The 21581-nt window shown below is 68.1% G+C and carries 25 protein-coding genes; 14 read left to right on the forward strand and 11 right to left on the reverse strand.

Annotated elements, in window-relative coordinates; all coding sequences use genetic code 11:
• Nucleotides 1-89: 89 nt before the first annotated feature.
• The 4 genes from ABZ570_RS13605 to ABZ570_RS13620 all read left to right on the forward strand — a co-directional run bounded on the left by ABZ570_RS13605 (nt 90) and on the right by ABZ570_RS13620 (nt 3233).
• On the forward strand, nt 90-971 hold the full coding sequence (locus ABZ570_RS13605; RefSeq protein ID WP_358061774.1) for an aldo/keto reductase: 882 nt from the start codon (nt 90-92) through the stop codon (nt 969-971).
• Between the two features lie 40 nt (nt 972-1011).
• On the forward strand, nt 1012-1908 hold the full coding sequence (locus ABZ570_RS13610) for an FAD:protein FMN transferase (RefSeq protein WP_358061777.1): 897 nt from the start codon (nt 1012-1014) through the stop codon (nt 1906-1908).
• Between the two features lie 73 nt (nt 1909-1981).
• Entirely contained in the window at nt 1982-2455 is a 474-nt protein-coding gene (locus tag ABZ570_RS13615) for a hypothetical protein (protein WP_358061780.1), read from the forward strand.
• Nucleotides 2456-2468: 13 nt separating this feature from the next.
• Entirely contained in the window at nt 2469-3233 is a 765-nt protein-coding gene (locus ABZ570_RS13620) for an SDR family oxidoreductase (protein WP_358061783.1), read from the forward strand.
• A gap of 5 nt (nt 3234-3238) precedes the next feature.
• Here ABZ570_RS13620 and ABZ570_RS13625 read toward each other — a convergent pair whose 3' ends face one another.
• From ABZ570_RS13625 to ABZ570_RS13645, 5 genes are all read right to left on the reverse strand, one after another.
• Nucleotides 3239-4444: a low temperature requirement protein A gene (locus ABZ570_RS13625; protein WP_358061785.1), complete on the reverse strand. Its 1206-nt coding sequence runs from the start codon at nt 4442-4444 to the stop codon at nt 3239-3241.
• 181 nt (nt 4445-4625) lie between these two features.
• Nucleotides 4626-5684: an alpha/beta hydrolase gene (locus ABZ570_RS13630; RefSeq protein ID WP_358061788.1), complete on the reverse strand. Its 1059-nt coding sequence runs from the start codon at nt 5682-5684 to the stop codon at nt 4626-4628.
• Between the two features lie 20 nt (nt 5685-5704).
• A complete protein-coding gene (locus ABZ570_RS13635) occupies nt 5705-6736 on the reverse strand; it encodes an alpha/beta fold hydrolase (protein ID WP_358061791.1) in 1032 nt (343 codons plus the stop codon).
• A complete protein-coding gene (locus ABZ570_RS13640; RefSeq protein WP_358061793.1) occupies nt 6733-7194 on the reverse strand; it encodes a cupin domain-containing protein in 462 nt (153 codons plus the stop codon). The genes ABZ570_RS13635 and ABZ570_RS13640 overlap by 4 nt, the downstream gene beginning before the upstream one ends.
• Entirely contained in the window at nt 7184-7504 is a 321-nt protein-coding gene (locus ABZ570_RS13645; protein WP_358061795.1) for a carboxymuconolactone decarboxylase family protein, read from the reverse strand. Before ABZ570_RS13645 ends, ABZ570_RS13640 begins: the two co-directional genes overlap by 11 nt.
• Nucleotides 7505-8137: 633 nt before the next feature.
• Between ABZ570_RS13645 and ABZ570_RS13650 the strand changes: the two genes are divergently transcribed.
• From ABZ570_RS13650 to ABZ570_RS13670, 5 genes are all read left to right on the forward strand, one after another.
• Nucleotides 8138-8383, forward strand: coding sequence for a flavodoxin (locus tag ABZ570_RS13650; RefSeq protein ID WP_358061866.1), 246 nt, complete (start codon nt 8138-8140; stop codon nt 8381-8383).
• Nucleotides 8384-8748: 365 nt separating this feature from the next.
• Complete coding sequence (locus ABZ570_RS13655; protein WP_358061798.1) at nt 8749-9477, forward strand: TIGR02391 family protein; 729 nt, start codon at nt 8749-8751, stop codon at nt 9475-9477.
• A 147-nt stretch (nt 9478-9624) separates the two neighbouring features.
• Complete coding sequence (locus tag ABZ570_RS13660) at nt 9625-11163, forward strand: ATP-binding protein (RefSeq protein WP_358061801.1); 1539 nt, start codon at nt 9625-9627, stop codon at nt 11161-11163.
• Between the two features lie 271 nt (nt 11164-11434).
• Nucleotides 11435-11650: a hypothetical protein gene (locus ABZ570_RS13665; protein WP_358061804.1), complete on the forward strand. Its 216-nt coding sequence runs from the start codon at nt 11435-11437 to the stop codon at nt 11648-11650.
• Between the two features lie 140 nt (nt 11651-11790).
• On the forward strand, nt 11791-12054 hold the full coding sequence (locus ABZ570_RS13670) for a GlsB/YeaQ/YmgE family stress response membrane protein (protein ID WP_358061807.1): 264 nt from the start codon (nt 11791-11793) through the stop codon (nt 12052-12054).
• Nucleotides 12055-12236: 182 nt separating this feature from the next.
• On the opposite strand, the gene ABZ570_RS13675 is transcribed toward ABZ570_RS13670, so the two are convergent.
• From ABZ570_RS13675 to ABZ570_RS13695, 5 genes are all read right to left on the reverse strand, one after another.
• Nucleotides 12237-12443, reverse strand: coding sequence for a hypothetical protein (locus ABZ570_RS13675; protein ID WP_358061810.1), 207 nt, complete (start codon nt 12441-12443; stop codon nt 12237-12239).
• Nucleotides 12444-13441: 998 nt separating this feature from the next.
• Nucleotides 13442-13768, reverse strand: coding sequence for a hypothetical protein (locus ABZ570_RS13680; protein ID WP_358061812.1), 327 nt, complete (start codon nt 13766-13768; stop codon nt 13442-13444).
• 133 nt (nt 13769-13901) lie between these two features.
• Entirely contained in the window at nt 13902-14663 is a 762-nt protein-coding gene (locus tag ABZ570_RS13685) for a helix-turn-helix domain-containing protein (RefSeq protein WP_358061815.1), read from the reverse strand.
• On the reverse strand, nt 14660-15514 hold the full coding sequence (locus ABZ570_RS13690; RefSeq protein ID WP_358061818.1) for a helix-turn-helix transcriptional regulator: 855 nt from the start codon (nt 15512-15514) through the stop codon (nt 14660-14662). Before ABZ570_RS13690 ends, ABZ570_RS13685 begins: the two co-directional genes overlap by 4 nt.
• 297 nt (nt 15515-15811) lie before the next feature.
• A complete protein-coding gene (locus tag ABZ570_RS13695; protein WP_358061821.1) occupies nt 15812-16231 on the reverse strand; it encodes a hypothetical protein in 420 nt (139 codons plus the stop codon).
• A 699-nt stretch (nt 16232-16930) separates the two neighbouring features.
• On the opposite strand from ABZ570_RS13695, the gene ABZ570_RS13700 reads away from it, so the two are divergent.
• The 5 genes from ABZ570_RS13700 (at nt 16931) to ABZ570_RS13720 (ending at nt 20977) form a co-directional block, all read left to right on the forward strand.
• Nucleotides 16931-17095 carry a hypothetical protein gene (locus ABZ570_RS13700; protein ID WP_358061824.1) on the forward strand — a complete coding sequence of 55 codons (165 nt, stop codon included), beginning with the start codon at nt 16931-16933 and terminating at the stop codon, nt 17093-17095.
• 572 nt (nt 17096-17667) lie between these two features.
• Nucleotides 17668-18192: a MarR family winged helix-turn-helix transcriptional regulator gene (locus ABZ570_RS13705; protein WP_358061827.1), complete on the forward strand. Its 525-nt coding sequence runs from the start codon at nt 17668-17670 to the stop codon at nt 18190-18192.
• Nucleotides 18193-18361: 169 nt separating this feature from the next.
• The gene (locus ABZ570_RS13710; protein ID WP_358061830.1) at nt 18362-19708 is read left to right on the forward strand and encodes an MFS transporter; all 1347 of its coding nucleotides are present in this window, start codon (nt 18362-18364) and stop codon (nt 19706-19708) included.
• 268 nt (nt 19709-19976) lie between these two features.
• Entirely contained in the window at nt 19977-20477 is a 501-nt protein-coding gene (locus tag ABZ570_RS13715) for a hypothetical protein (RefSeq protein WP_358061833.1), read from the forward strand.
• 176 nt (nt 20478-20653) lie between these two features.
• Nucleotides 20654-20977 (forward strand): STAS domain-containing protein, encoded by a 324-nt coding sequence (locus ABZ570_RS13720; RefSeq protein ID WP_358061836.1) that lies wholly within the window; start codon nt 20654-20656, stop codon nt 20975-20977.
• Nucleotides 20978-21187: 210 nt separating this feature from the next.
• Here ABZ570_RS13720 and ABZ570_RS13725 read toward each other — a convergent pair whose 3' ends face one another.
• A complete protein-coding gene (locus ABZ570_RS13725; RefSeq protein ID WP_358061839.1) occupies nt 21188-21427 on the reverse strand; it encodes a cold shock domain-containing protein in 240 nt (79 codons plus the stop codon).
• Nucleotides 21428-21581: the final 154 nt, after the last annotated feature.

A 21581-nucleotide genomic window follows, 5' to 3' on the forward strand; every position in this document is an offset into this window, starting at 1 on the left:
CTCCAACGCATGGGGCCAATTGGTCCACCGCGAAGGGCGTACTGCCAGTTACTCCCTCAACCCACCGCCACGACCCTAACGTGGAGAGCATGAGCATGACCGTGACCTTGAACAACGGCGTCGAGATGCCCGCGCTGGGTTTCGGCGTCTTCCAGACCCCGCCTGAGACCACTGCCGCTTCCGTCGCCGAGGCATTGCGTGTCGGCTATCGCCTGATAGACACGGCGGCCTCGTACTTCAACGAGCGCGAGGTCGGCGAGGGCATCCGCCGTTCCGGGCTCGATCGGCCCGAGGTGTTCATCGAGACGAAGATCTGGATCAGCGACTACGGCTACGACGAGACCCTGCACGCTTTCGACAAGAGCGCGGGCAAACTCGGCGTCGACCAGATTGACTTGCTGCTGCTGCACCAGCCCGTCCCCACGCAGTTCGACAAGACGGTGGGCGCGTACAAGGCGCTGGAGACGCTGCTGGCCGACGGTCGAGTCCGCGCGATCGGAGTCAGCAACTTCATGCCCGGCGTCCTGTCGAAGCTGCTGGAGGAGACCAGTGTGGTGCCCGCGGTCAACCAGGTCGAGGTCCATCCCTACTTCTCCCAGCCGGCGGTGCAGGCGGCGAACGCCGAGCAGGGCATCCTGACCCAGGCGTGGTCGCCCATGGGCGGCATCACCAGCTACCGCGGCGACAGCAGCCGATCGACCTTCAACGACCCTGTGATCGGCGAGATCGCCGCCGCCCACGGCAAGACGCCGGCCCAGGTCATGCTGCGCTGGCATCTGCAGGAGGGGCGCTGCGCCATCCCGAAGTCCGTCAGACCGGAGCGGATCGCCTCCAACTTCGACGTGTTCGACTTCGAGCTCACCACCGCCCAGCTCGCCGCGATCGACGGCCTCGACACCGGGGTGCGCGGCGGCCCCGACCCGGAGACCGTCACCCCGGAGGCATTCGGACGCGACATCCCCGAAGCCTGAGCTGCGGAACCACGGCGTCGATGAACTCACGGTTGCCCAAATGAACGACGGGTCGATGAACGCCAGCGACCACTTCGAATTCACCGCGATCGGCACGGCGTGGCAGATCGACACCGAGCGCCCGTTGCCCGAGCAGTCGCGGCAGCGGATCCGCTCGCTCGCGGAAGACTTCGACCTTGTCTGGTCCCGGTTCCGCGCGGACTCGCTCATCACCCGGATCGCACATGCCGAGGGCGGGGGACGCTTCGAGTTCCCCACCCGGGACGCAGCGCTGTTCGATCTCTACGACCGCCTCGTCGCCGCCACCGGCGGGGCAGTGGACCCGCTCGTCGGGCGGGACCTCGAACTGCTCGGCTACGACGCCCGGTACACGCTCATCCCCGATGAGGCCGCCATCGCCGGGCGCCGGAACCGCGACGCCTGGGTCTCCGACATCCACCGTAACGGCACCACGATCACGGTGAATCGTCCGGTCGTGATCGATGTCGGCGCAGCCGGCAAGGGCTACCTGGTCGACCTCATCGCGCAGACGCTGCTGGACGCCGACATCGACAACTTCGTGGTCGACGGCAGCGGCGACATGCGACACCGCGGCAGTGAGCCTGTCGTCGTGGGCCTCGAACATCCCACCTTGCCGGGGCGGGTCATCGGCAAGGTCTCCCTGCAGGATGCGGCGCTGTGCGCGTCGGCGACGAACCGGCGCGCCTGGGGTGATGGTCTGCACCACGTGCTCAACGGGCGGACCCGGCGCCCCGTATCCGACGTCGTCGCGACCTGGGCCATCGCGGCAGACGCCGCGACCGCCGACGGGCTGGCGACCGCGCTGTTCGTCATTGAACCCGCGTCCCTGCGCACGTTCGAGTTCAGCTGGGTACGGATGCTCGCCGACGGCAGAGTCCAATGGTCGAACGACTTCCACGGAGAACTCTTCCTCTGACCCCACCCGCGCCATCACCCCGGCGGTGCGCTGAGCCATCAACCAGCACCAACCCCAAGGGAGACGAGAAGATATGAAACCTCACATCCTCACCCGCGCGGCCTTCGGGGCCGCCGCATCGGTCGCCGTGCTCATGCCCCTGGCCGGATGCAGCAGCACAGACAGCAGCACCCCGCCGCCGTCGCCCAAGCCGTCGAACACACCGCCAGCCAGTTCGCCGCCAGCCGACCCCAGCTCGCGCGGCACCAAATACAAGGACGGCACCTATACCGTGAGGGGCGTTTACGGTGGCGCACCGTCCTACATGACCATCACCATCACCCTCAGCAACAGCACGATCACCGACGTCACCGTCGAGCCGATGCCGGAGAACAACGACACCTCCCGCGGCTACCAAGAGCGGTTCGCCGCCGCCGTGCCGGACGAGGTGATCGGGAAGAGCCTCGACGAGGCCGAGGTCGGCAAGCTCGCTGGCGCCAGCGGCTGCGCCGACGGGTTCAACGATGCCATCACGAAGATCCGCGAACAGGCAACCACGAGCGACTAACAAAGGAACGATCATGGCAAACGTGATGTCCACGGTGCTCGTCGTCGGGGCAAGCGGGAGCATTGGAAGGCCGGCGGTCGCCGAATCACTCGGTGCCGGCTACGAGACCAGGGCGCTGGTGCGCGACGAGGCCCAAGCGGACCGGTTTCCCGAGGGCACGCGAGTCGTCGTCGGTGACCTGACGGACGCGGAGACGCTGCGCGACGCCGTCAGAGGCGTCACCGGCATCGTCTTCACCCACGGCAGCCACGGAGGCGCGCAGGAAGCCGAAGCAGTCGACTACGGAGCCGTGCGCAACATCCTGAGTGTCCTGGACGCCCCGGCCAGGATCGCGTTGATGACCGCGATCGGCGTCACGAAGCACACGCCAGGCCACGATTGGAAACGCCGCGGGGAACGGCTCGTCCGGGCAAGCGGCCTGCCGTACACGATCGTCCGTCCGGGCTGGTTCGACTACAACACCCCCGATCAGCACCGTCTGGTGATGTTGCAGGGCGACACCCGGTGGGCCAGCGATCCTTCCGACGGCGTCATCGCACGCACCCAGATCGCCCAGGTACTGGTCGGGTCACTGACGTCGGACGCCGCGACGCGCAAGACCCTGGAACTGGTGGCCGAGAACGGGCCAGCCCAGACGGACCTCGACCCGCTCTTCGCCGCGTTGCGGGCCGACCCGGCGGGCGCGCTCGACGGTGTCTTGGACCGCGACAACATGCCGCTCGACCAGGAGCCCGCCGGCGTCGTCGCCGAACTCGACGCCGTCCGCGGGCGGTTCTGAGCCCGCTATCCGTTTCGGTACTGCTGTCGCAGTCCGGCGAAGTGCACGCGTTCGAAGACAACCAGCGCGGCGAGGACGAACGTCACGCAGGCCAGCGCTGCCAGCGCAGGAAACAACACGATCACGGGTGAGAGCACAGTGAGGACGAGCAGCGTGCTGATCCGGGCGATGTTTCGTGCGCGCAGGACGCGGCGGTCGAATATCAAGTGCCCGACCATGTGCAGCATCACTCCGCCAGTCGGGCACAGTCCATAGAAGGCGCCGACGGGTTCAGGCTTTTCTGCCAGATGCAAGGCGCCTTCAACGCCGACAGCAGCGACGACGACCCCCGCGATCAGAGGGAAGTGACCGTAGACGTAGGCCTCCAGCGCCACCCGCACACGTTTCGATCCCGCGAGCTCAGCAACGCGCTGTTCGGTGGCGGGCGCGACCAGATCGAAGTACAACCACCACAGGCAGACCGCGAAGCCGACACCCAACCCGGCAGCGATGAGGAGCGGCCCGCTAAGGGCGTGCTCAGCCGCCCCGACACCTACCGCGACAAGTGACTCGCCGAGAACGATCAGGACGAACAATTCGTACCGTTCCGTCCAATGGGACGCGCTGTGGATTCTCCAGCTGCCAGACCGGGAGGTCAGGTAGATCGACAGCCATTCGCCGAGGACCGCGACGGCGAACAGGATCGTCCGCAGTTCGCCACCCATGGCAGCGCCGAGCAGGAGCAGGACACCCATGACGATGAGCGGCAGCCAGGAGATCGCGATCTGTCGCCTCAGTCCCACGTCGCCTTGCGCAGCGATGCTGTACGCGACGAGGTGGACTACCCGCACGAAAAGGTACGCCGATACCAGAACGGCCGGTCCGTACAAGCCACCGTCGGCGTCTGACCACGCCTCGGGGACTGTCATGGCGACGACGAAGACACCGACCGTGGCGAGGCCGAAACCGGCCATCCCGATTCCCGCATCGGCGCGGACCTGATTGCCCAGCCAGGTGAAACCGCACCACGTCCACCACAGCATGCCGAGCAGAATCAGCCCGTGCAGGACACCCTGCGCGCCGTGGTCGTGCGTCATGAGGTCGGCGACCTGCGTGACGGCGAAGACGTAGACCAGGTCGAAGAACAACTCGAACGTGGTCGCACCCTCACCGGCATGTGCACGGGCGCGCCACCGTCGGACTCGTGCGGGCGCAGGTGACGTGCCGTCCATGCCTCGATTCTCCTCCGCCCGCAGAGAACGCCCCCCGGGACTCGGCGCACGTTCGGGCAGGTTCTCTGACCACCGGCACCCGACCGATTCGAAGCCCCTGCTCGCGGTGACCCAACGGCAGACACCCCCGCGTGGCTCACGCCGGGGGTGCAGCCCAGCCGTTGAAGGCGTCTTCGCGCGCCTATACGGTTCTGGCGAAGAACGCCGTCAGCTTGCCGAGTGCGGCATCCACGTACTCGTCAACCCAGTAGGTCTCGATATGCGTTGCGCCCTCGATGAGGAACAACTCCTTGTCCTCCGTGCCGGTCGCCTTCGAGAGCGCGTCCTCACTCATGTAGCGGGTGTCGGCCTCGCTTCCCGCGATCAGCAGAAGCGGTACGTTGATCAGGTCGAGCTGGTCGGTGGCGTCGAAGGACATCAGATCGAGCAGACTGCTCATCGTGTACTTGAAGGTCGAGCCAGGGTGCGCGTGGGTCCTCCAGTAATATTTGTAACCCTGCCGATATAGATCGACCGGCAGTGCATCGATTTGCTCATCCGTCAGGTCCGCGTCGCCCGCATAGAGAATATTCCCGCCGGTCATCTCGTGGGTACGGACGGGAATACCCCTCCCGGCCACCTCCTGCGCGCGGGCGTCAGAAGCCTCCTTGAGGCGCTTCTGGATGGTGCCCATCTGCGAGTCCTGCATGCCATTGCGACGCACCCGGCCCGAGTTGAACATGCTCACCGTGGCGACGGCCTTGAAACGCTTGTCGGACTGCACCGCCTTCAAGGTGTACCCGCCCCCGCCGCAGATGCCAAGCGCCCCCAAACGCTCGGTGTCCACGCCCGGATAGCCGGCGATGAAGTCCGCCATGCCGTGCACGTCGTCGGTGCGGAAGAAGGGCTTGTCCACGTTGCGCGGCTCGCCTTCGCTCGCACCTTGATAAGCGGCGTCCGCGGCGATGGTGATGTAGCCCTGCTCGGCCAGTCGCTGGGCGTAGCGACCGGCGACCTGCTCTTTCACTCCGCCGTTAGGGTGCGCTACGGTGATGGCCGGGTACGCGCCGTTCGGGTCGTAGTTCGCCGGGGTGTAGACGTTCGCGGCGATCTTCAGGCCGCGCAGCGTGTAGCTGACGGGGTGGATGTTGACTTTGCCCGGCTCGTTCTCCGTGATGGCGTACTCGTAGACGAGGCCGAACGGGTTGTCACGGTAGTCGTGCACCGGACCCATTTCGACTTTGGTGTTCCTGTCGTTCATGTGCATCTCCTTGGGTGTGCTCAGTCGAGGTTTTTGTCGGCGAGGAACGTTGTGATCTGGTCGGCGATCTCGTGGTTGTTGAGGTCGCTGAACGCGAAGTGGGTGTTCCCGTGGATGCCCTGCTCGGGCAGCGACACGAAGGTTGCGTCGCCGCCGTGGCGGTTGATCGTGTCGACCCAGATCCGGGCCATCTTCACGCGGACGCGCCAGTTGTCGCGGCCGGCGATGTCGGTCGGCGCGGTCGGGATGTCGTCGCCGTAGTAGACGATGATCGGTACCCGCGTCAGCGCCTCGAACTCCGAGGCGGGGATGGGCGTTGGCTCCAGCGTGCCGTTCGAACTCGGCATCGCCTCGGGCAACTCACCCTCGGGGAACACGAACCCGCTGCCCGGTTCGATGCTGACCACCGCGCGCACATTGGGGTTGCGCATCTGGGCGAGCCACCCGAACCCGCCGGCGTGAGAGTGGGTGACCAGCACGAGCGGGCCGATGCGGTCGATCGCCGCCGACGCTGCCGCGACGATCACCTCTGTGTCAAGCGGACCGGTGTCGGGCACCATGGCCCGGAAGAACTGCTCGAGCGCCGCAGGATCGTCAGAGAACTGAACGCCCTCGTACAAGTCTGGCCACAGTCCCAGACGGAACTGGTTGAAGAACCACTGCTCGTTCGGCTCGGTGTTGATCTCTGTGGCAGTTGTCGTCTTGCCGGCCGAACCGCGCCGCGGCTGATCGAGCAGATACACCGGGAAGCCGCGTCGGAGGAACAGGGTGCGGAAGCCTTCGCGACCGTCGGGCGTCGTGTCCCAGCAGCTGCTATCTACCCACCAGCCGTGCCAGAACAGCAGCGGCAGGGGGCGGGCATCGACCGGGATCTGGAACGTGACGCGGGCGTGATCGCCATGCAGTGTCTGTCCCACCGGATTCATCGGATCGCGCGGGTTGAAGCTCCCCTCCTTGGACACCATAGTGCCGCCGACGGCGAAGCTTCCCTGCGCGGCAATCGCCAGCGGCGTAGCTGTTGGCTCGGATGTCACGCTGTCGTCCGTCGTCATCGCGTGCTCCTTCCGGTGTCGCCACTGGTCGCGGCGGTGTACTCGTCGTCGCTGACGTGCTCGCCCCACTCGACATCGGCGACACCGGCCTCGCTGCCGCTATCGGTGAGTGCGAGGTGCGTCATGAACGAACCGGGCATCGCCCCGTGCCAATGCCAGGTGCCGGGTGGGGTGTAGACGGTGTCGCCCGGTCGCATCACGATGATCTGTCCATCCCTGGACTGGACGAGCCCGTGCCCGTCGGTCACGCGGAGAGTCTGGCCGCGGGCGTGGCAATGCCACGCGGTCCGTGCTCCCGGTGAGAACCGCACTGTCGCCAGTCGCGCGCACCCGGCCCCGGCCCCATTGGTGATGCCGTCCACCCACACATCGCCGGTGAACCGATCTTCCGCCGCCTTCGCCGTGGGAGGCGCGGGCAGGATGATCACCGGGTGGCCGTCCGGTTGGTCACCGCTCATCGACGACCTGCTTGAGTAGGGTCGCCGCGCTCATCCCGGCCGGCCATCCCGCATAGAACGCCAGGTGAGTGGCCAGCTCGGCCAGCTCCTCCGGAGTCACGCCGTTGTCAAGCGCCAAGCCGAGGTGAGACCGGAGCTGATCGGTGCGCCCGAGCGCGGTCAGAGCGGCGACCGTGATCAGACTGCGGTCGCGCGGCGAGAGTCCGGGTCGGGTCCAGACATCGCCGAACAACACCTCGTCGGTCAGCTCCGCCAGCTTCGGGGCGATGTCACCCACCAGCTGCTGTGCGCGACTCTGTTCCTGTGCCATGCGATACCTCCTGCGGTAAGCGAGAACGGGTGGTGGTGCTCTGCTTCGACGCTAGGCCCGGCCGGCCTCGAGAAGGGAGGAACTGCCATTACACGTACTGGAAACGGACCCGTCGGCGCACGCTTCGCCAAGCGAAGTCGCGATGGCGGCTTGAAGGTGCCTGCGTCTATCCGATTCCGCGAACTACCGGACGTCCGGCTATCGGTCCATCCTTGCTGGCGCCCTGCGGATCACCGCCACGAGTGGTCACGAGAGCGACGGTCGCTGCGGCAACAGTCAATGCAGGCGGCCGGCGCAACCGTCAGCGGGTATCCCGTCTGGGCGCACCTCAGCAAATGCTCGTCCGACGAGCATCCCCTCCGTCCCGCCCGATCCTGGGGGTTCCGGGGCGTCCAGCCCGGTCCAGCGGACGCTGGGGGTTGATGATCACCAAGGCAATCACCGAGCATCAATGCTTTAACCCCGGCGGTCCGGTTGCCCTTTTTGCGGTTCGCCTCCCAGGTCCGGCCCGCCGCCGGGCACAAAGTCAGGGTGTGGGTGAGGTGCAACCCGGCCTCAGGGGCATAGTGCGTGCGGTGACTTTCAGTCGTAGTTGTCACCGGCGCACCGCTCTGGCGCGGTCTGGCCAGCGGGATCTGGAACGTCCGCGCACCCATGATCATGTCAACGTTCGCAGACAGCTACGACTTCACCGGCAAGACCGCCCACCCGGTCACCACCTACGCCCTGAGCGGTCTGGGCACCACCGAACGCGACTCCGCGGCCGCATGCCGCGGCGCCGTCATCGCCGCCGGACTCGCCATACGCGGCGAAGAAGTCAACGACGCCCGTCCCGCCATCGAAACCTGGCTGCGGCAAAACGGCCTGATCAACCCGTGACCACACACCAGAACTGAGTGTCCAGGTCGGCCACCCCGCAGCGCAAGAAGCTCCGGATGCCATTCGGCAGTAGCGCCTGGCCGTCCACGTCCGACCGATCCGCCTCCCCAGGTGCCGTCAGGGACTCCGTCAGGGACTTCGCCAGGGCAAGTGCCTCATCCTGGAATACCGGAAGCGCCGAGCGGTGTGCCCCAGGATGGCCGGCCAGTCCGAGCAGTGGACTGCCCGGCATGGCCAGCGTCCGGCCCTACGCGCCAGTGCTCCACGAACGCCTGGTCGTCGTCATTCATCCCGACCAGCTCAGCCGACCTGGGAGAGGCGGAACCGGGTTGTCCTCTCCGCTGGTTGGAGATACTTTCGCCGAGGTGCAGATCACCTACACCCCGCCGGCGTCGGTGGAAGAGGCTTTGAACCTGCCGGTCGACCGCCTGGCTCTTGTCCTGCTGAAGCGATTCGCCGCGAGCACCGGTGGACTCTTTCAGCGCAACGGCATGATCCAGGGCGCGAAGCAGGCGTACGCGGCGAACCGGGTCAGCGATTACGCCGAGGCGCTGCGTGCCCTCGGGGAGGCGTTCGATTGGCTGCGTACCCATGGGCTGCTGGCGGCCGACCCGGAGCAGAACTCCGCGCACTGCTACATCACCCGACGTGGGCGAGCGGTCCTCGAAGCATCTGACGGGCTTGCTCTCGTTCGTGCCGAGCAGCGGCTGAACGTGGATCTGCATCCGCGGATCGCGGCCACGGTGCGTACCCAGTTTCTGCTCGGCGAGTACGAATTGGCGGCCTTCGCGACGCTGCGCGAGGTGGAGATCCGCGTGCGGGAACTTGCCGGCGCCAGTGACTCGGACATCGGCGTCAAGCTGATGCGGCAGGCATTCGGCAGTCAAGGGCCGCTGGCTGACCCTGCCCTCGACCCCGGCGAGCGCGACGCGCTTGGCACCCTGTTCGCCGGGGCCATCGGCGTGTTCAAGAACCCCAGCTCGCACCGGCAGGTCGAGTACGGCGATCCCACGGTCGCATCCGAGGTCGTGCCCTTCGGCGATCTCCTGCTGCGAATGCTCGACCGCACCGCCGTCCGGCTCGGCCGGGCCTGACCAGAGTGGCACAGCGCGCCGACACGCTTCGGACAGTTGGCTGAACGGTCAGCCACGAGCCCACGACGCCGCAACAGGCACCATCCGGATGAATGACATGGCACCGGCGATACCCGGCGGTGCTCAGCTTCCCGAGAAGGAGGGGTCGTGGCAGCGGTGGTGGAGCCGGTGCTGACGGAGGAGAAACTCCGGTCACTGCTGGCCGAGGGCTGCGAGCAGTCCTGCCTGGACTTCAAGACCTTGTGCGATCTCAGCGACACCTACGACCTGGTCGCGCTGGTCAAAGACATCGCGGCAATGGTCGGCAACGATCAGGGCGGCTACATCATCATCGGGGCCGCCGACGACGGCACCCCAGTTACGGGCCTGACCCGACGACACCTCGAACTGTTCGACGAGTCCCGCCTCCGCGCGAAAGTCGCCAAATACATCACGGAGCCGATCGAGTTCGGCGTTGCCCGGCACAACATCGACGGGTGCCCGATGGTGCTGCTCTACGTCGCGGCCAGCCCCCGCGGTTTCCACATCTTCACACGCAACGGCGAGTACGAGATCGACGACCCGCAGGCCAAGGGCGGCAAGCGCAAGGGATTCGAGTTCCGCAGGGGCGAGGTGTACGTCCGGCGGGGAACCTCGAGCGTGGTGTGGGAACCCGCCGATCGTGAGCGCCTCATCGCATCGATCGTCGAACGGCAGAAGGAACAGTGGCGTGCCGAGTACCGCGACGAGATGAGCGCACTGATCAACGTCCGGCTCGCTGCGCACAACCTGCAACAACTGCCGGTCGCCGCGATGACCTGGCGGCTCGACGCTGCCGCGTTCGACGATCTGGCGCTGGAACTGATGCGCCGCCACGACGACATCCCCCTGCGCCGCGCCGTACTGCAAGCGACCGCCGACGCGGCCGAGATCCCACCGTCCGATCTGGCGGAGCTCGGTACCCTGCTGCACCGAATGGCGAGCATCGCCGCGCTCGCTCTGACCTATCGGCAAGACCAATGGTTCACCGAGGCGGTCTCCGCGCTGGTGCGCATCTACGAATCGCCCCTACCAACGGCCGACCAGCTCAGCGCACTCCAGCGGCGGCTGCTCATCGCCGCCCACGCCTACGCGCTAGGCGGGCAGGCGGTCCGCGTCAAGAATTGGACCGCGGTCCGGACGCTCGCCGACCGGAAGCCCCAGGGGCCCGAGTTCGACTACTACCGCAATTGGCTGCGCCACGCCATCCTCTACGCCTCCCGCGCCAGCCTCCTCGACCAGCCCAACATCGACATCATCGGCCGGGCGCGCAACATCATCCGCGAGTGCCCGGCCCTGCACTCCGACGTGCCCTCAGAGTCCGACCGCGCGCTCGACAGCCTCTGCCAATTCGACGCACTGACCGGCATCGTCTTTCTCGGCGACCCCGACGGATCCGGAAGCCCCAGCTACCATCCGAACTTCGCGCGGTACCGCCACCACCGAACCGAGCCGATCTTCATCGACCTCGTCGGCGACTCAGTGATGCGTCAACAACTCGTCGGCGGCAATGACAAGCGACTCGCCGACGCGATGATCACGATCGACGAGATGGCCCGACGGGCCGGATTCCGCTACGACGGATGGGAAGGCTTCGCCTACACCAACAACCCAGCCGTCATGACCTACCTCGCCCAGCACGCCACGAACACAGCGCACACGATGTAGGAGCGGTGGCGCTGCGCGAACCGGACCGCGCGGCGGGGGGAGCCTGCTGGGCCCGTTCGGGGTGGGCGGGCCGAGCGTCGACACGGGTTGGTGTCGCCGGCGGCATGATCGCGAGGAGGTCTTCGACTCGTTCGGCGACGACGAGGGCGGCGAGGGCGAGGATGCTGACCTGGTGGTCCCCTGTGGACTTAACAACGCGGCTGATGATCTAATCCAACCTGGTTTGCCCCGTGTAGCCGGAATTGCCTGGCCACGTGAAAAAGGAGTGTTCATGCCCGTCACCGCCGACCTCACCACGCTCGTCGACAAGGCCTTCCAGGACAAGACCCTCGCCGAGCTGGTCGACGCCCCGGTGTCCGCCCTCGCCGGGGTTAGCGACGGTGGTGCCAAGCTGCTCAAGGAGGCGCTCGGCATCGTCACGATCGGTGACCTCGGCCGCAACCCGTACTTCCGCACCGCCAGTGCCCTGGTCGCCCTGGCCAAGTAACACACTCTCGCGGCGATGCCCGGGCGGCCAGGTCCCGTGGCCGTCCGGGCATCCGCCCGTTCCATGAGAGACAGCGGTTGGCCCCCTTGCGCGGTTAGGCGACGTTGGAAGCAGATAGCCGCCTGGGAAGGGACGCTTTCGTGGAAGTCACCGGCATCTTCACCGCGTTCATCATCGGCCTGGTCATCGGCGCGTTGGGCCGGCTGGTCGTACCAGGCAAGCAGACCATCCCGATCTGGCTCACCTTGCTCATCGGGGTGGTCGCCGCGCTCCTCGGCACGCTCGTCGCCGGAGCCTTCGGCGTCGCCGACACCCGCGGCATCGACTGGATCGAGCTGGTCCTCCAAGTCGGCTTCGCCGCAATCGGCGTCTGCATCGCCTCCGGCGCCTACGGCCGCCGCTGACTCCGGCCCTGACCGTCGGCCCGCCCACCACCCGGGCCGGCGTCATGCGCCCGCCCGGGAATGCGACTGTCCGCTGACTGGCCCTTTTCTTGCCGGTACCTCCGGTTCGGGGCGGGGCGAAGCCCCCCACCAGGTTGCTTGGCGGTGGGGGCGTTCGTTGTTGGTTGAGGGCGCAGGGCTGGCTATCGGGCCAGGACGACCACGATCGTGGCGAGGAATCCGATCATCACTGCTGTACCGCCCAGCGCGGCGTACGGCAGCCAGTCGCGCGGCTGTTGCTGTACCACCAGGTTCGGGCGGGTTGGCTGGTTCCACGCTGTGGGTGCGGGCCGGCTGTCGTTGACTGGCCAGCGGGGCGGCGGTGTGCGGGTGGTCGATTCGACGATCACGGGGCCTCCGGCAGCGTCAGGGGGCGCTGTTGCGGGTCGGACATGGGGAGGCCGGACGGGACCACGGGGAGGGTGGGGCCTGTCGTCCCGCCCGGCGAGGGGAGGGCCGTGCGTCACGGGCGTCCCCTGTGGATCAGCGTCGGTCCGGTGCTCGCTGTTACAGCTACGGCGGGGGCCAACGGCGGGGCAGGGCAGGCACGCCGATTGTCCAGCACGATAGCCGGCGTTAGTGCCGCTGACCGCCGACGAGAAGACAGGTCCTCCCGTCGCCGCCCGCGATCGGGTTGGGCCGGAGTACCCCAGAGGTGGCCGCCGGTCAGCACGCCGGCGTCGCGAAGCTACGAGGCGCCCCCTGCCTTGCCAGCAGGGGTCCGCGCGCTGGCCGAAGCGGGGCTTTGCCCTGGCCGTCCTCCCACAACGGACGCCGGTAGCCGCCCCTGATGCAGCCCCTAACCCGGTGGAGGCGCCAGCCGATGAACGGGTAAGGGGTATGCGTTTCCGGAATCAGGGGTGGTCCCCGGGACGCGAGGAGAGCCGGTACCCAGGGGTGCCGCCATCTTCTATCGCGGACAGGCTTCCGGATGGCTGCGACACATCCCGGCAAGGACACCATTAGATCAGTCCTTGGGTTCTCGGAGAACCTGTCACTCGGACTCGACCCGTGCCTGCACGTCGCGTTGCCCTTGATGGACGTTGATGTGCCGACGTCGGTCGAGCGCCATCACGAATGCGTGCCTGCCTGCCGCCGTTCGGCGTGCAGGCCGACAGCTGCAAACTGCTGCTGACCCTCAGGTTGCCCGAAGCCGCCAAGGCGCGGCCCGCGCCCGATTCTGATGCTGCAAACGCTGTGGGGCTTGCCGTATCGTCGCGGGCAGTCCGGGTGCTGCGATCCCCCCGTGTCGTAGCACCCGGCTCTTGCTGCTCGACTTCTCCGAGGGCTTCCGCTCTGGCTGTTGGGGCGCGTCCCGGTTGTCCCCTACGGCGCCGACCCAGGCCCTCTACGTACCTACGGTTACCCGATGGAACGGGCGCACGTTCATGGCGAGTTGGCCTCCGGTGACCGCTGGGTCGGTGTGGGTTAGTTCTTCGGCTTCTGTCGGTGTGAGCGCGAGGATGAGCACGCCGACGAGGTCGCCGTCGAGGTGTTGGTCGTGACGCCAGATGGGGCCGGCTGCGATGGCGGTGCCGGAGGCGACGTGGTGTGCGACCCAGGCCATGTGTCCTTGGGCGTTGTGTTGCTTCGCCAGTGGCTGGGTGTGGTCCCAGTTGGGGCCGGGATGCACCAGGACCAAGCTGGTGGATGGTTCCTCGGTTGGCTGGGGCATGCCGACCTCCGTGAGCACCCGGCCCGCCGAGATGGCTCGGCGGTGGTGTAGGTAAGCGGAGGTGCCTGTCCTGCTGGGAACCTGTGAGGTGGTGACCAGGTTGCTCCGTCAGGGAGGCACTTCGGGTTGCAGTCTATTGGGCCTCTGCTGGACTTGGGGGCCGTCCGGGAGCCGTGGTGCGCAGCGGCACGTTGGGGACGACGCACTGTGGATGCGAGCCGTCTGAATGCCGGGCATTCCTTCCTGTGATTACGACGAGCCGCGCCGACGGATCATCCCCCACCGACGCCCAGTGCAGGGTGAGGGATCGGCCGGCGAAGGCCAGGACCTCGCGGTGGGGAACGTCGGCGACGCGGCCGGCTGACCAGGCCAGGTCAGCGGCGGGGCTCGCTTCTCGGATCGCGGTGACGACGCTCTGGACGGACTCGCCAGCTGTCTCGTACCAGCTCAGTGTTGATCGTGTGCGGGCGACGAGTTCGGCGGACACGCGGGGCCAGTCGTCGAATTTCGCGGCGGCGTCGATTGCCCAGAGTGCGAGGTTGGCGGGCGTTGCCGGGGCCGAGGGTGATGCGGCGAGGACGGTCCATGCCGGGTCGACCGCCCACGCGGGTGCGCTGATGTGGGCCAGTAGTTGGTGCAGATGGTCTGCCGGTGGTGGTGCGGGGGCGGTGCGGGGTGGGTGCATCAGGCGGTCGAGGTGCCGGCGGCCTGCGGGGTCGAGTCCCAGTGTTGTGGCGATGGCGTGCATGGTTTTGGGTGTGGGGCGCCGGCCGGCCTCGATTGCCTGGTAGGCGCGGACGGTGATGCCGGCTCGCCAGGCGGTGTCGACTTGGGTGAGTCCTGCGGCGCGGCGCACGGTGGCGAGCCAGGTGCCTGCGGTGGGCTGTTGGGTCATTGCCGGAGGCGGATGCAGGCCGGGCACACCTCGGTGCCGCTGCTGCCGGACGGGGCGGGAGGTGTGTAGCCGGGCGGGTATTGGAAGACGACGAGTCTCCTGCCGTCCTCAGGTTGTGCGGGTGCGAGGATCACCATGTCGAGCGGCACGCCGGGATCGTCAAGGTCCTTGCCGGGCTCGCGGAAGAGTCTGGTGGCGGTGGGCGGGTCGACGCTGATCGCGGCGGTGTCGGACCAGCGGCTCTCGAACTCCGGGTGCTCGCGTAGCTCCGCGAGGAGGCTGGTGAATCCCTCGCTTTCCCCGAGTCCGGCGTACAGTGCCCGGAATCGGGCGACGAATTCGTCAGCGAACCGGGGCCAGCCTACGAAGACGTGCGTGGCGTGCGGGTTGGCGAAGATGTACTTGGCGATATTCCGTTCGGCTGCCGGTAGTGCGCCGAAGTCGTCGAACCAGTTGGCGAGCGCCTGGTTGGCGGCGATGACCCACCAGGCGGCGTCGGTGACGTAGGCCGGGTAGGGCAGCGACTTGCACAGCTGTGTCAGTCCAGGGTCCGCGTCGCGCATGTAGCTCTGAGCGGGCCGTGCGGTGCCGGTGGCCGCCAGCCACAGGGCCCGGCGTTCGTCGGCGGACAGGCGCAAGACCTCGCTGACGGAGTCGAGGAGTTCGGGGCTGGGCCGGGACCGGCCTCGCTCCAGGTCCACGTATGTGCGTAGCCCGAATCCGGTGGCCTCGGCGACGTCCTCCTGGGTCAGGGATCCGTGCTTGCGGTGGACTCGGGGCGGCAGTCCGATGTCGTCACGAGTCAGCCGGCTGCGCCAGTGCCGCAGCATCTGGCTGACCAGCTCTTCCATCGGTCACCTCCCGAGCGGGCATGGTAGCGCAGCGCCCTTAACGCAGCCTCAGTACACGAACTGGCAGTTCGTGCAGGATTTGCCACCTGTCACAGCTCCGATCAGTCAGGCATGGTTGGTCCGTCGATCCATGCGAGAGCGAAATCAGGGGTGAAGCTGACAAAACCACGGGGGGATTCGAGTCCGGCGCGGGCGCGCTGCGGCGCCTTGCCTCGGACTCGAATCGGACGGCAGCACCTGCGAGGGACCGGGCACGGTGGTGTCTTCACGCTGTGGTCTCCGTGCCGGAGGTGGTTCCTAGGAGTTCCTGCCTCCCTCTCGCGCGGATTCCTCGAGGTCCACGAGGTTCTCGATGATCTTCGCGATGCTCTGTTGGGAGGCGGGTGAGAGCTTGGCGATGGATCTCGCCATGACCCTGACCTCCCGGCTTTGCTCTTCGGGCTCGTCCTGGTCGCCGAGCAGGTAGCCCGCGGGCACGTCGAAGAACTCGGCGAGGGCGCGCAGGGTGGAGGCCTTGGGGTTGATCCGGGGGGAGCGCAGGAGGTTGCGGATGCCTTCGGCGGTGATGCGGTGTCCGCGCTCGTTGAGCCTCCGGGCGACCTCGGTCTCCGTATAGGGAGCCCGGTCTTCGTTGGCGGCCTCGAAGAGCGCGAGGAGTCTGGTCTGGATCAGGTGGGAGGCCTCGGCCTCGGCCTGGTCCACGGGCGTGTCGTTCATGGATCTCCCAACCCGCAAACCGTAGTTGGTAGCAACTCAAACTGTGGTTGACGCCGTTCGGTGGTGTGTGCTTAGCTCTGAGCATCGCTCCGCAACTGCGGTTCGGCTCAACTCGAACTGAAGTTGGAGCGTAGCGGATCGGGGTACCGCACGCGAGACGGCATCCCGATGCGCGGGCGGCGGCGTCAGAGGGGGACAGGCCGCCGCTGAGGGGCTGCTCCGTCTGATCCGCGTTCAGGCCGCAGCAGTGACGGGACCCGATCGCGTCGATCCCGACGTCGACCCGGAGTTGCGCGGCAAGCCTTGAAGGGGGAGGCGAACGTGCAGGGGTCCATCAGACGAGCAGCCCGAGCGTTCACGGCCCGCCCGCCTTCCCGGCGGACGGGGTCGCGAGCGGGGGAAGCCGGCGGGCGGGGAGAGGGCCTTCCCGCCGGCTTCACGCCCCTCAACGACAACACCGCCAGAGCCTTGGCGCGCGCAGCGTGGCCACCACACGCGGTTCGCCTAGCGGCACGGCAGGGTCCGGCGGTGACGCGACCACGAGGAGAGGCGGCAGTGACAAGACACCGACGAACGGACGCGGCATACATACCGGGGCCGGCCCAGCGAGGGGCATCCCGGCGACGCCTACCTGCGCGGCGTCGCCGCGCGACCACCTTCGAGGTGCCGACGACCGCGATCAGCAGCAGTCTCACTCGGTTGCGCACCGACATCGCGGTCCTCGTCGACACAGCGACCCGGCAGCCCACCGTGCAGCGACGGGCGGCGCTGGTCGACGTCCACCATCAACTGCGCCTGCTCGGCCAGCGCGTCAACGCCGCGCTCGGCGCCGCATCGGGACACGAACCGCCGCAGCCCACCTGACTTGAGCCCGCGGCGGGGCGGCCAATCGCCCCTGTCTTAACGGCCGGGTCGCAGCCGCAGCCGTCCTGGTGATCGGTGCTGTGCCGCGGGCGCGTGCTCGTGTGTGGCATGTGCCGCCAGCACCGCATGGTCAGCCCACCGGCCGAGGTGCTCCCCTCTTCCCGGGGTGTCCTGACCACCGTCGCATCGGCGCCGCCGATGGCGCCGACCACCACCGATACGCCTCGCCTCCCCGTTCAAAGGCTGCGAGCTGGTGCGTCGAAGAGACGACATGCGCCTCACGCCCATGCCTGTGCTCGGGACTAGCCGAACATCCACACCTTGACGCCGAGCGCCGGCAGTCGGGTCAGCACCGACGAGATCAACGAAGGCTTGGGTGAGGCCCGGCCGCAGCCACCGGCACAACAACGACAGCGCGCGAACCACGGGGGTTGAACCATGCGCAGCGAACAGTCCAGCCAACCACGCCGACCGACACCCGAACCGCCGCCGGGCGACTGCGGCGGGGGCAAGGGGGGCCAATGCCGCAACCGGCAGGCCCTGCGCCGCCCGCGGCAACGCAGGTGGTCGCGATGAGCACCAACACCCGCTGGCGGACAGCGGGAATCTACCGGCCACCGGTCAACGCGAGGGCCACGCCGCCGGCTCGCCCCGACGCCCTTGCCCAGCTGTGCCGCACAGCCAACACCGTCCGCGCCTACATCGAGCGCACCGCGCTGCGCGAGGCAGGCATGACCTGGACCACCTACGACGTGCTGGTGCTCATCTGCGCCCGGCGGGTGGTGGAAACCCGCGTCGTCGCCGCTGAGGTGGGCATCGCCAAGGCCACCCTCACCAACGCGCTCAGCCTGCTGGTCGACCGCGACCTCGTCCAACGTCAGTTGCACGAGCATGACCGTCGACGTGTCGTCGTACGCCCCACCCAGGCCGGCGTGGACCTCGCGCGGGCACTGCGACAACGGGTCCACGCGCAACAGGCCAACCTGTTCGCCGCCCCAGGTTTACCACCCACGCACGACCTCGCTCACGTGCTGCGGGTCCTCGCCGTCCGCACCCGCCCGGAAGACACCAACACCGGTGAGGAGCGAACGCGGTGACCGGCGGCACTGGGGCGCGGCTGCGCGCCGCTGCCGCCTTGGCCCCCACCACCTTCGCGCGGCTGCGGAGACGACCAGAGGCCAGCTACCACCGCGGCCCGAGCGCGCGGAGGCACGACCCGATCACCCCCATCCGCCCACAACACGTGGCGCTGCAGGCGAGGATCCGATGACACCACACTCGACCACACTGCCCAACGCGTCGGCTACCGGCGGTGACGCCGGGAGAGTATCGGTCCCCGGATGGCGGCTGGGTGTCCTGTACGGGCCGGCCGTCTACGGGGTAAGCGCCGCAGCTGTCGCGCTTCCGGACGCGGCTGTGCATCTGCATGCCGGCGGTACGGCGCTCGCATCGATCCTGACCGCCTACGCCGTGGGCATAGGAGTCGGCGCGGTCACCGCCGGACGCCTCGTCGATCTGCGGGGCGCCCGCCCGGTCCTGCTCACCGCGGCAACGCTTCTGATGATCGGCGCCGCCGTCTGTGCCGCCGCCCCCACCCTAGCCCCGGTCGTCGTTGGCCGTGTCCTGCTGGCCGTCGGCTCAGGGGCGGTCATGGCCACCGCGCTCGCGACCGCCGCCCGTCTGCCCGCCAACCAGCGTCCGGCGGCGCTGGCCCAGTTCGGCGCCTGCCTGGCCGGGTTCTCCGCCACCGCGCCCCTGGCAGGCGCGGCAGCGACGGCCTGGTCGTGGCGCGGAGCGCTGGCCCTGCCCGTTCTGTCGGTCGTGGTCATCCCGCTGTGCTGGCCTCTGGCCACCCGCCGACTGCGTCGCGGCTGGGTGGACTGGCCGGGCGCGGGACTGCTCGCGGCCGTCGCCGCCGGGCTGCTGCTGACCGCGCAGATGGCAGCCCAACGCACCGGCATGGTCGTGGCCATGGTGGTTGCCGCTGTCACTGCGGCTGCCGCCCTCGGCGTTGCCGCCCGCACCCGGCGGCGGCGCACCGGTGGATTCGTCGCCGCTGAGGTACTGGCCGCCGCCTGGTTCCGGCGCGCCGCCCTGGCCGGCGCTGGCGTGTACGCGGGCCTGTTCGCGATCCTCTACGCCGCCCCCCACCTGCTTACCGGCCTCGGATACAACACCACGCAGATCGGGCTGCTCCTGCTACCCGGCGCGGTCGTCGGCGCAATACTGGCCCGGCTCGCTGCCCTGGCCGCCCGTCGTCTGCCCGCCCGGCAGGTCCTTGCCGCCGTGAGTCTGCTGTTCGCCACTGCGCTCTGCTACGCCGCAGCCAACCCTCATCCGATCTCGGTCGCGGCGGCCACCACCGCCGCGTTCGCCGCGTCGGCCGTCGCGCAGATGCTGCTTACCGCCACGACCACCACCCACGCCACATCCGATACCCGCGGAGGCGCCGTCGGCCTGCTCACCCTGGCCATCTTCCTGGGGGGTGGCTGCGGCACGGCGCTCTGCGCGGCTCTGTGGCAACCATGGGGACCGTCCGCCGCGCTCGCCCTCACCGCCCTGCTGCCCGCCGCAGCCGCCGTCGAAGCCTGGCGATTACACACGGATGTCTAGGGGCGACGAACCAGAGGGCGGCGTGAACCGGTCGCTGAACCTCGACCCATTCGGGAAGAAATCCAGGGCGGAACCGTCAAAAGCGGCAGCTGGGCGCTGTCGCTCGCGAACCATCAGGCAGGCCAGCGGCTGTTGAGCGCCGTCGCCCGACCGTCCGGTCCGCTGCGTGCCCCCTCACCGGTGCGCTTGACAACCACCAACGCGCGGATGTCTTGCTCCGGGCGCGGCGGCCTGCATCAGGAGCGCCGAGGCCAGTAGCGTGATGCGGGTGGAGCCGCGCACCCGGGCACTACCAAGGAGTGACCTTGAGGCGATCTTCGGTGTGCTCGTCACCGTGCATGGCCATCTACTGGCCGACGAGCTTCCGCCGGACCTGGTGCGCCGCCTGGTCGATCGGCTCACCGACCGCGGGCCGTTGCCTGAAGGCGCTTCGGTCGGTCAACTGAACGCCCTACTGGCCGACCTCTGCCAGCGTATGCACTGGGCGATGGCGGAGGATCGCGGCGACTACCCCGAGCCGATGCCTCGCCGAACCGTCTACCACCTCGACGTCCCCGACGAGGCAGTCGACGCCTGCGTAGCGGCACTGACCGCTCTCGGCGGTGAGGTCAGCCTCCAACCGGCCGAAGACGGGACCCACCCGAACCGCCGGCGGATAGCGGCCGCATTCCCCGATCTGCCACCCGACCCCAGCCACCATGCCCGGGTCGCCCAACTGTCATTGCTCGCCACACGCTGCGGAGGTCATTTCTCAGGCTTCGGTGCCTGACGCCCGCCGCACGCCAGCCCAAGAGGCACGTCTGGCGCAGCGACAAGCACTCCTGGCAGCGCGGCGGCTGCAGCAGGATGAACTTGCCTCAGGGCCGCTCCTGCCGATCGCGAGCCGCCGCCCCGCCCGCACTGGCTGAGCAGGACGCGCACGGTTTCCTCGGATACGATCCGCTCATGCAGGCGCCGCTCTGGCAGCACAGGGTCGACCGGGCCGGAGCTGCCAGCACCGTCACGCTGTCCGGAGAACTGGACTTGTCCGCCAGCCGAGCTGTCCAGGGGCTGCTCGCTGGCGAGCTTCGTCAGGCCGGCCTTGCCCGCCTGCTTGTCGACATGTCGGCGGTAACCTTCATCGACTCGACCGTGCTGGGCATGCTCGTCTACGCCCACAACGCCGCCCAGGACGCAGGGCGCCAGTTCACCGTCGCGCCCAGCGAACGTGTGCGACGAATCATCGAGATCACTGGGCTGTCGTACCTTTTCGCGCCAGCGGACCGATAACCGTCGGGAGGCCCCCGAGGCCGTGGCGCTTGACATCGACGGACTATCGGATGTTTTGACTATTGCGCAGCCGCCAGCATCACCAACGAGGCGCGGTGGAGCGGATCAGAACCTGTCTCAGGGGTGGGACCGCGGCGAGGTCTGACGCCGGCGGCGGGCACCGAGGGGAAGGTCGTACTTTGTCGGCGGCGACCATGAGTCTGGACGCAACTACGACAGCTTCGTGACCTCGACCGCCCGGGCGGGATAGCCATCTTGGCCGGGCGTTTCGTACTGGCACCGCACCTGCTGGCCAGGCGTGAGGCTGCGGTACTCGGTGGGTCCGGCGACGATTGCGGAGTAGTGCACCCAGGCGGTCAGGTCGGCGTGATTCAGCGCGATGGTTCCCCATCCCTCTTCGAGGTTCCAGGTTGTCACCACGCCGGTGTCTCGGCAGTCCTGCCTGTTCACGGTGCCACGGTATCGGTGCGACGGAGGTGGAGCAGAACGTCCTGCCGCACTTGGGTGCGCTTCGGGGATGCGGCTATGTCGGCAAGGGCAGGCAGTGCTGGCTGATCCTCCCCGGGAGGCGGGCGTTCCGCTGGATGGGCGGCAGCCGGGGGTG

The organism is Micromonospora sp. NPDC007271, assembly GCF_040634005.1.
GTDB lineage: Bacteria > Actinomycetota > Actinomycetes > Mycobacteriales > Micromonosporaceae > Micromonospora.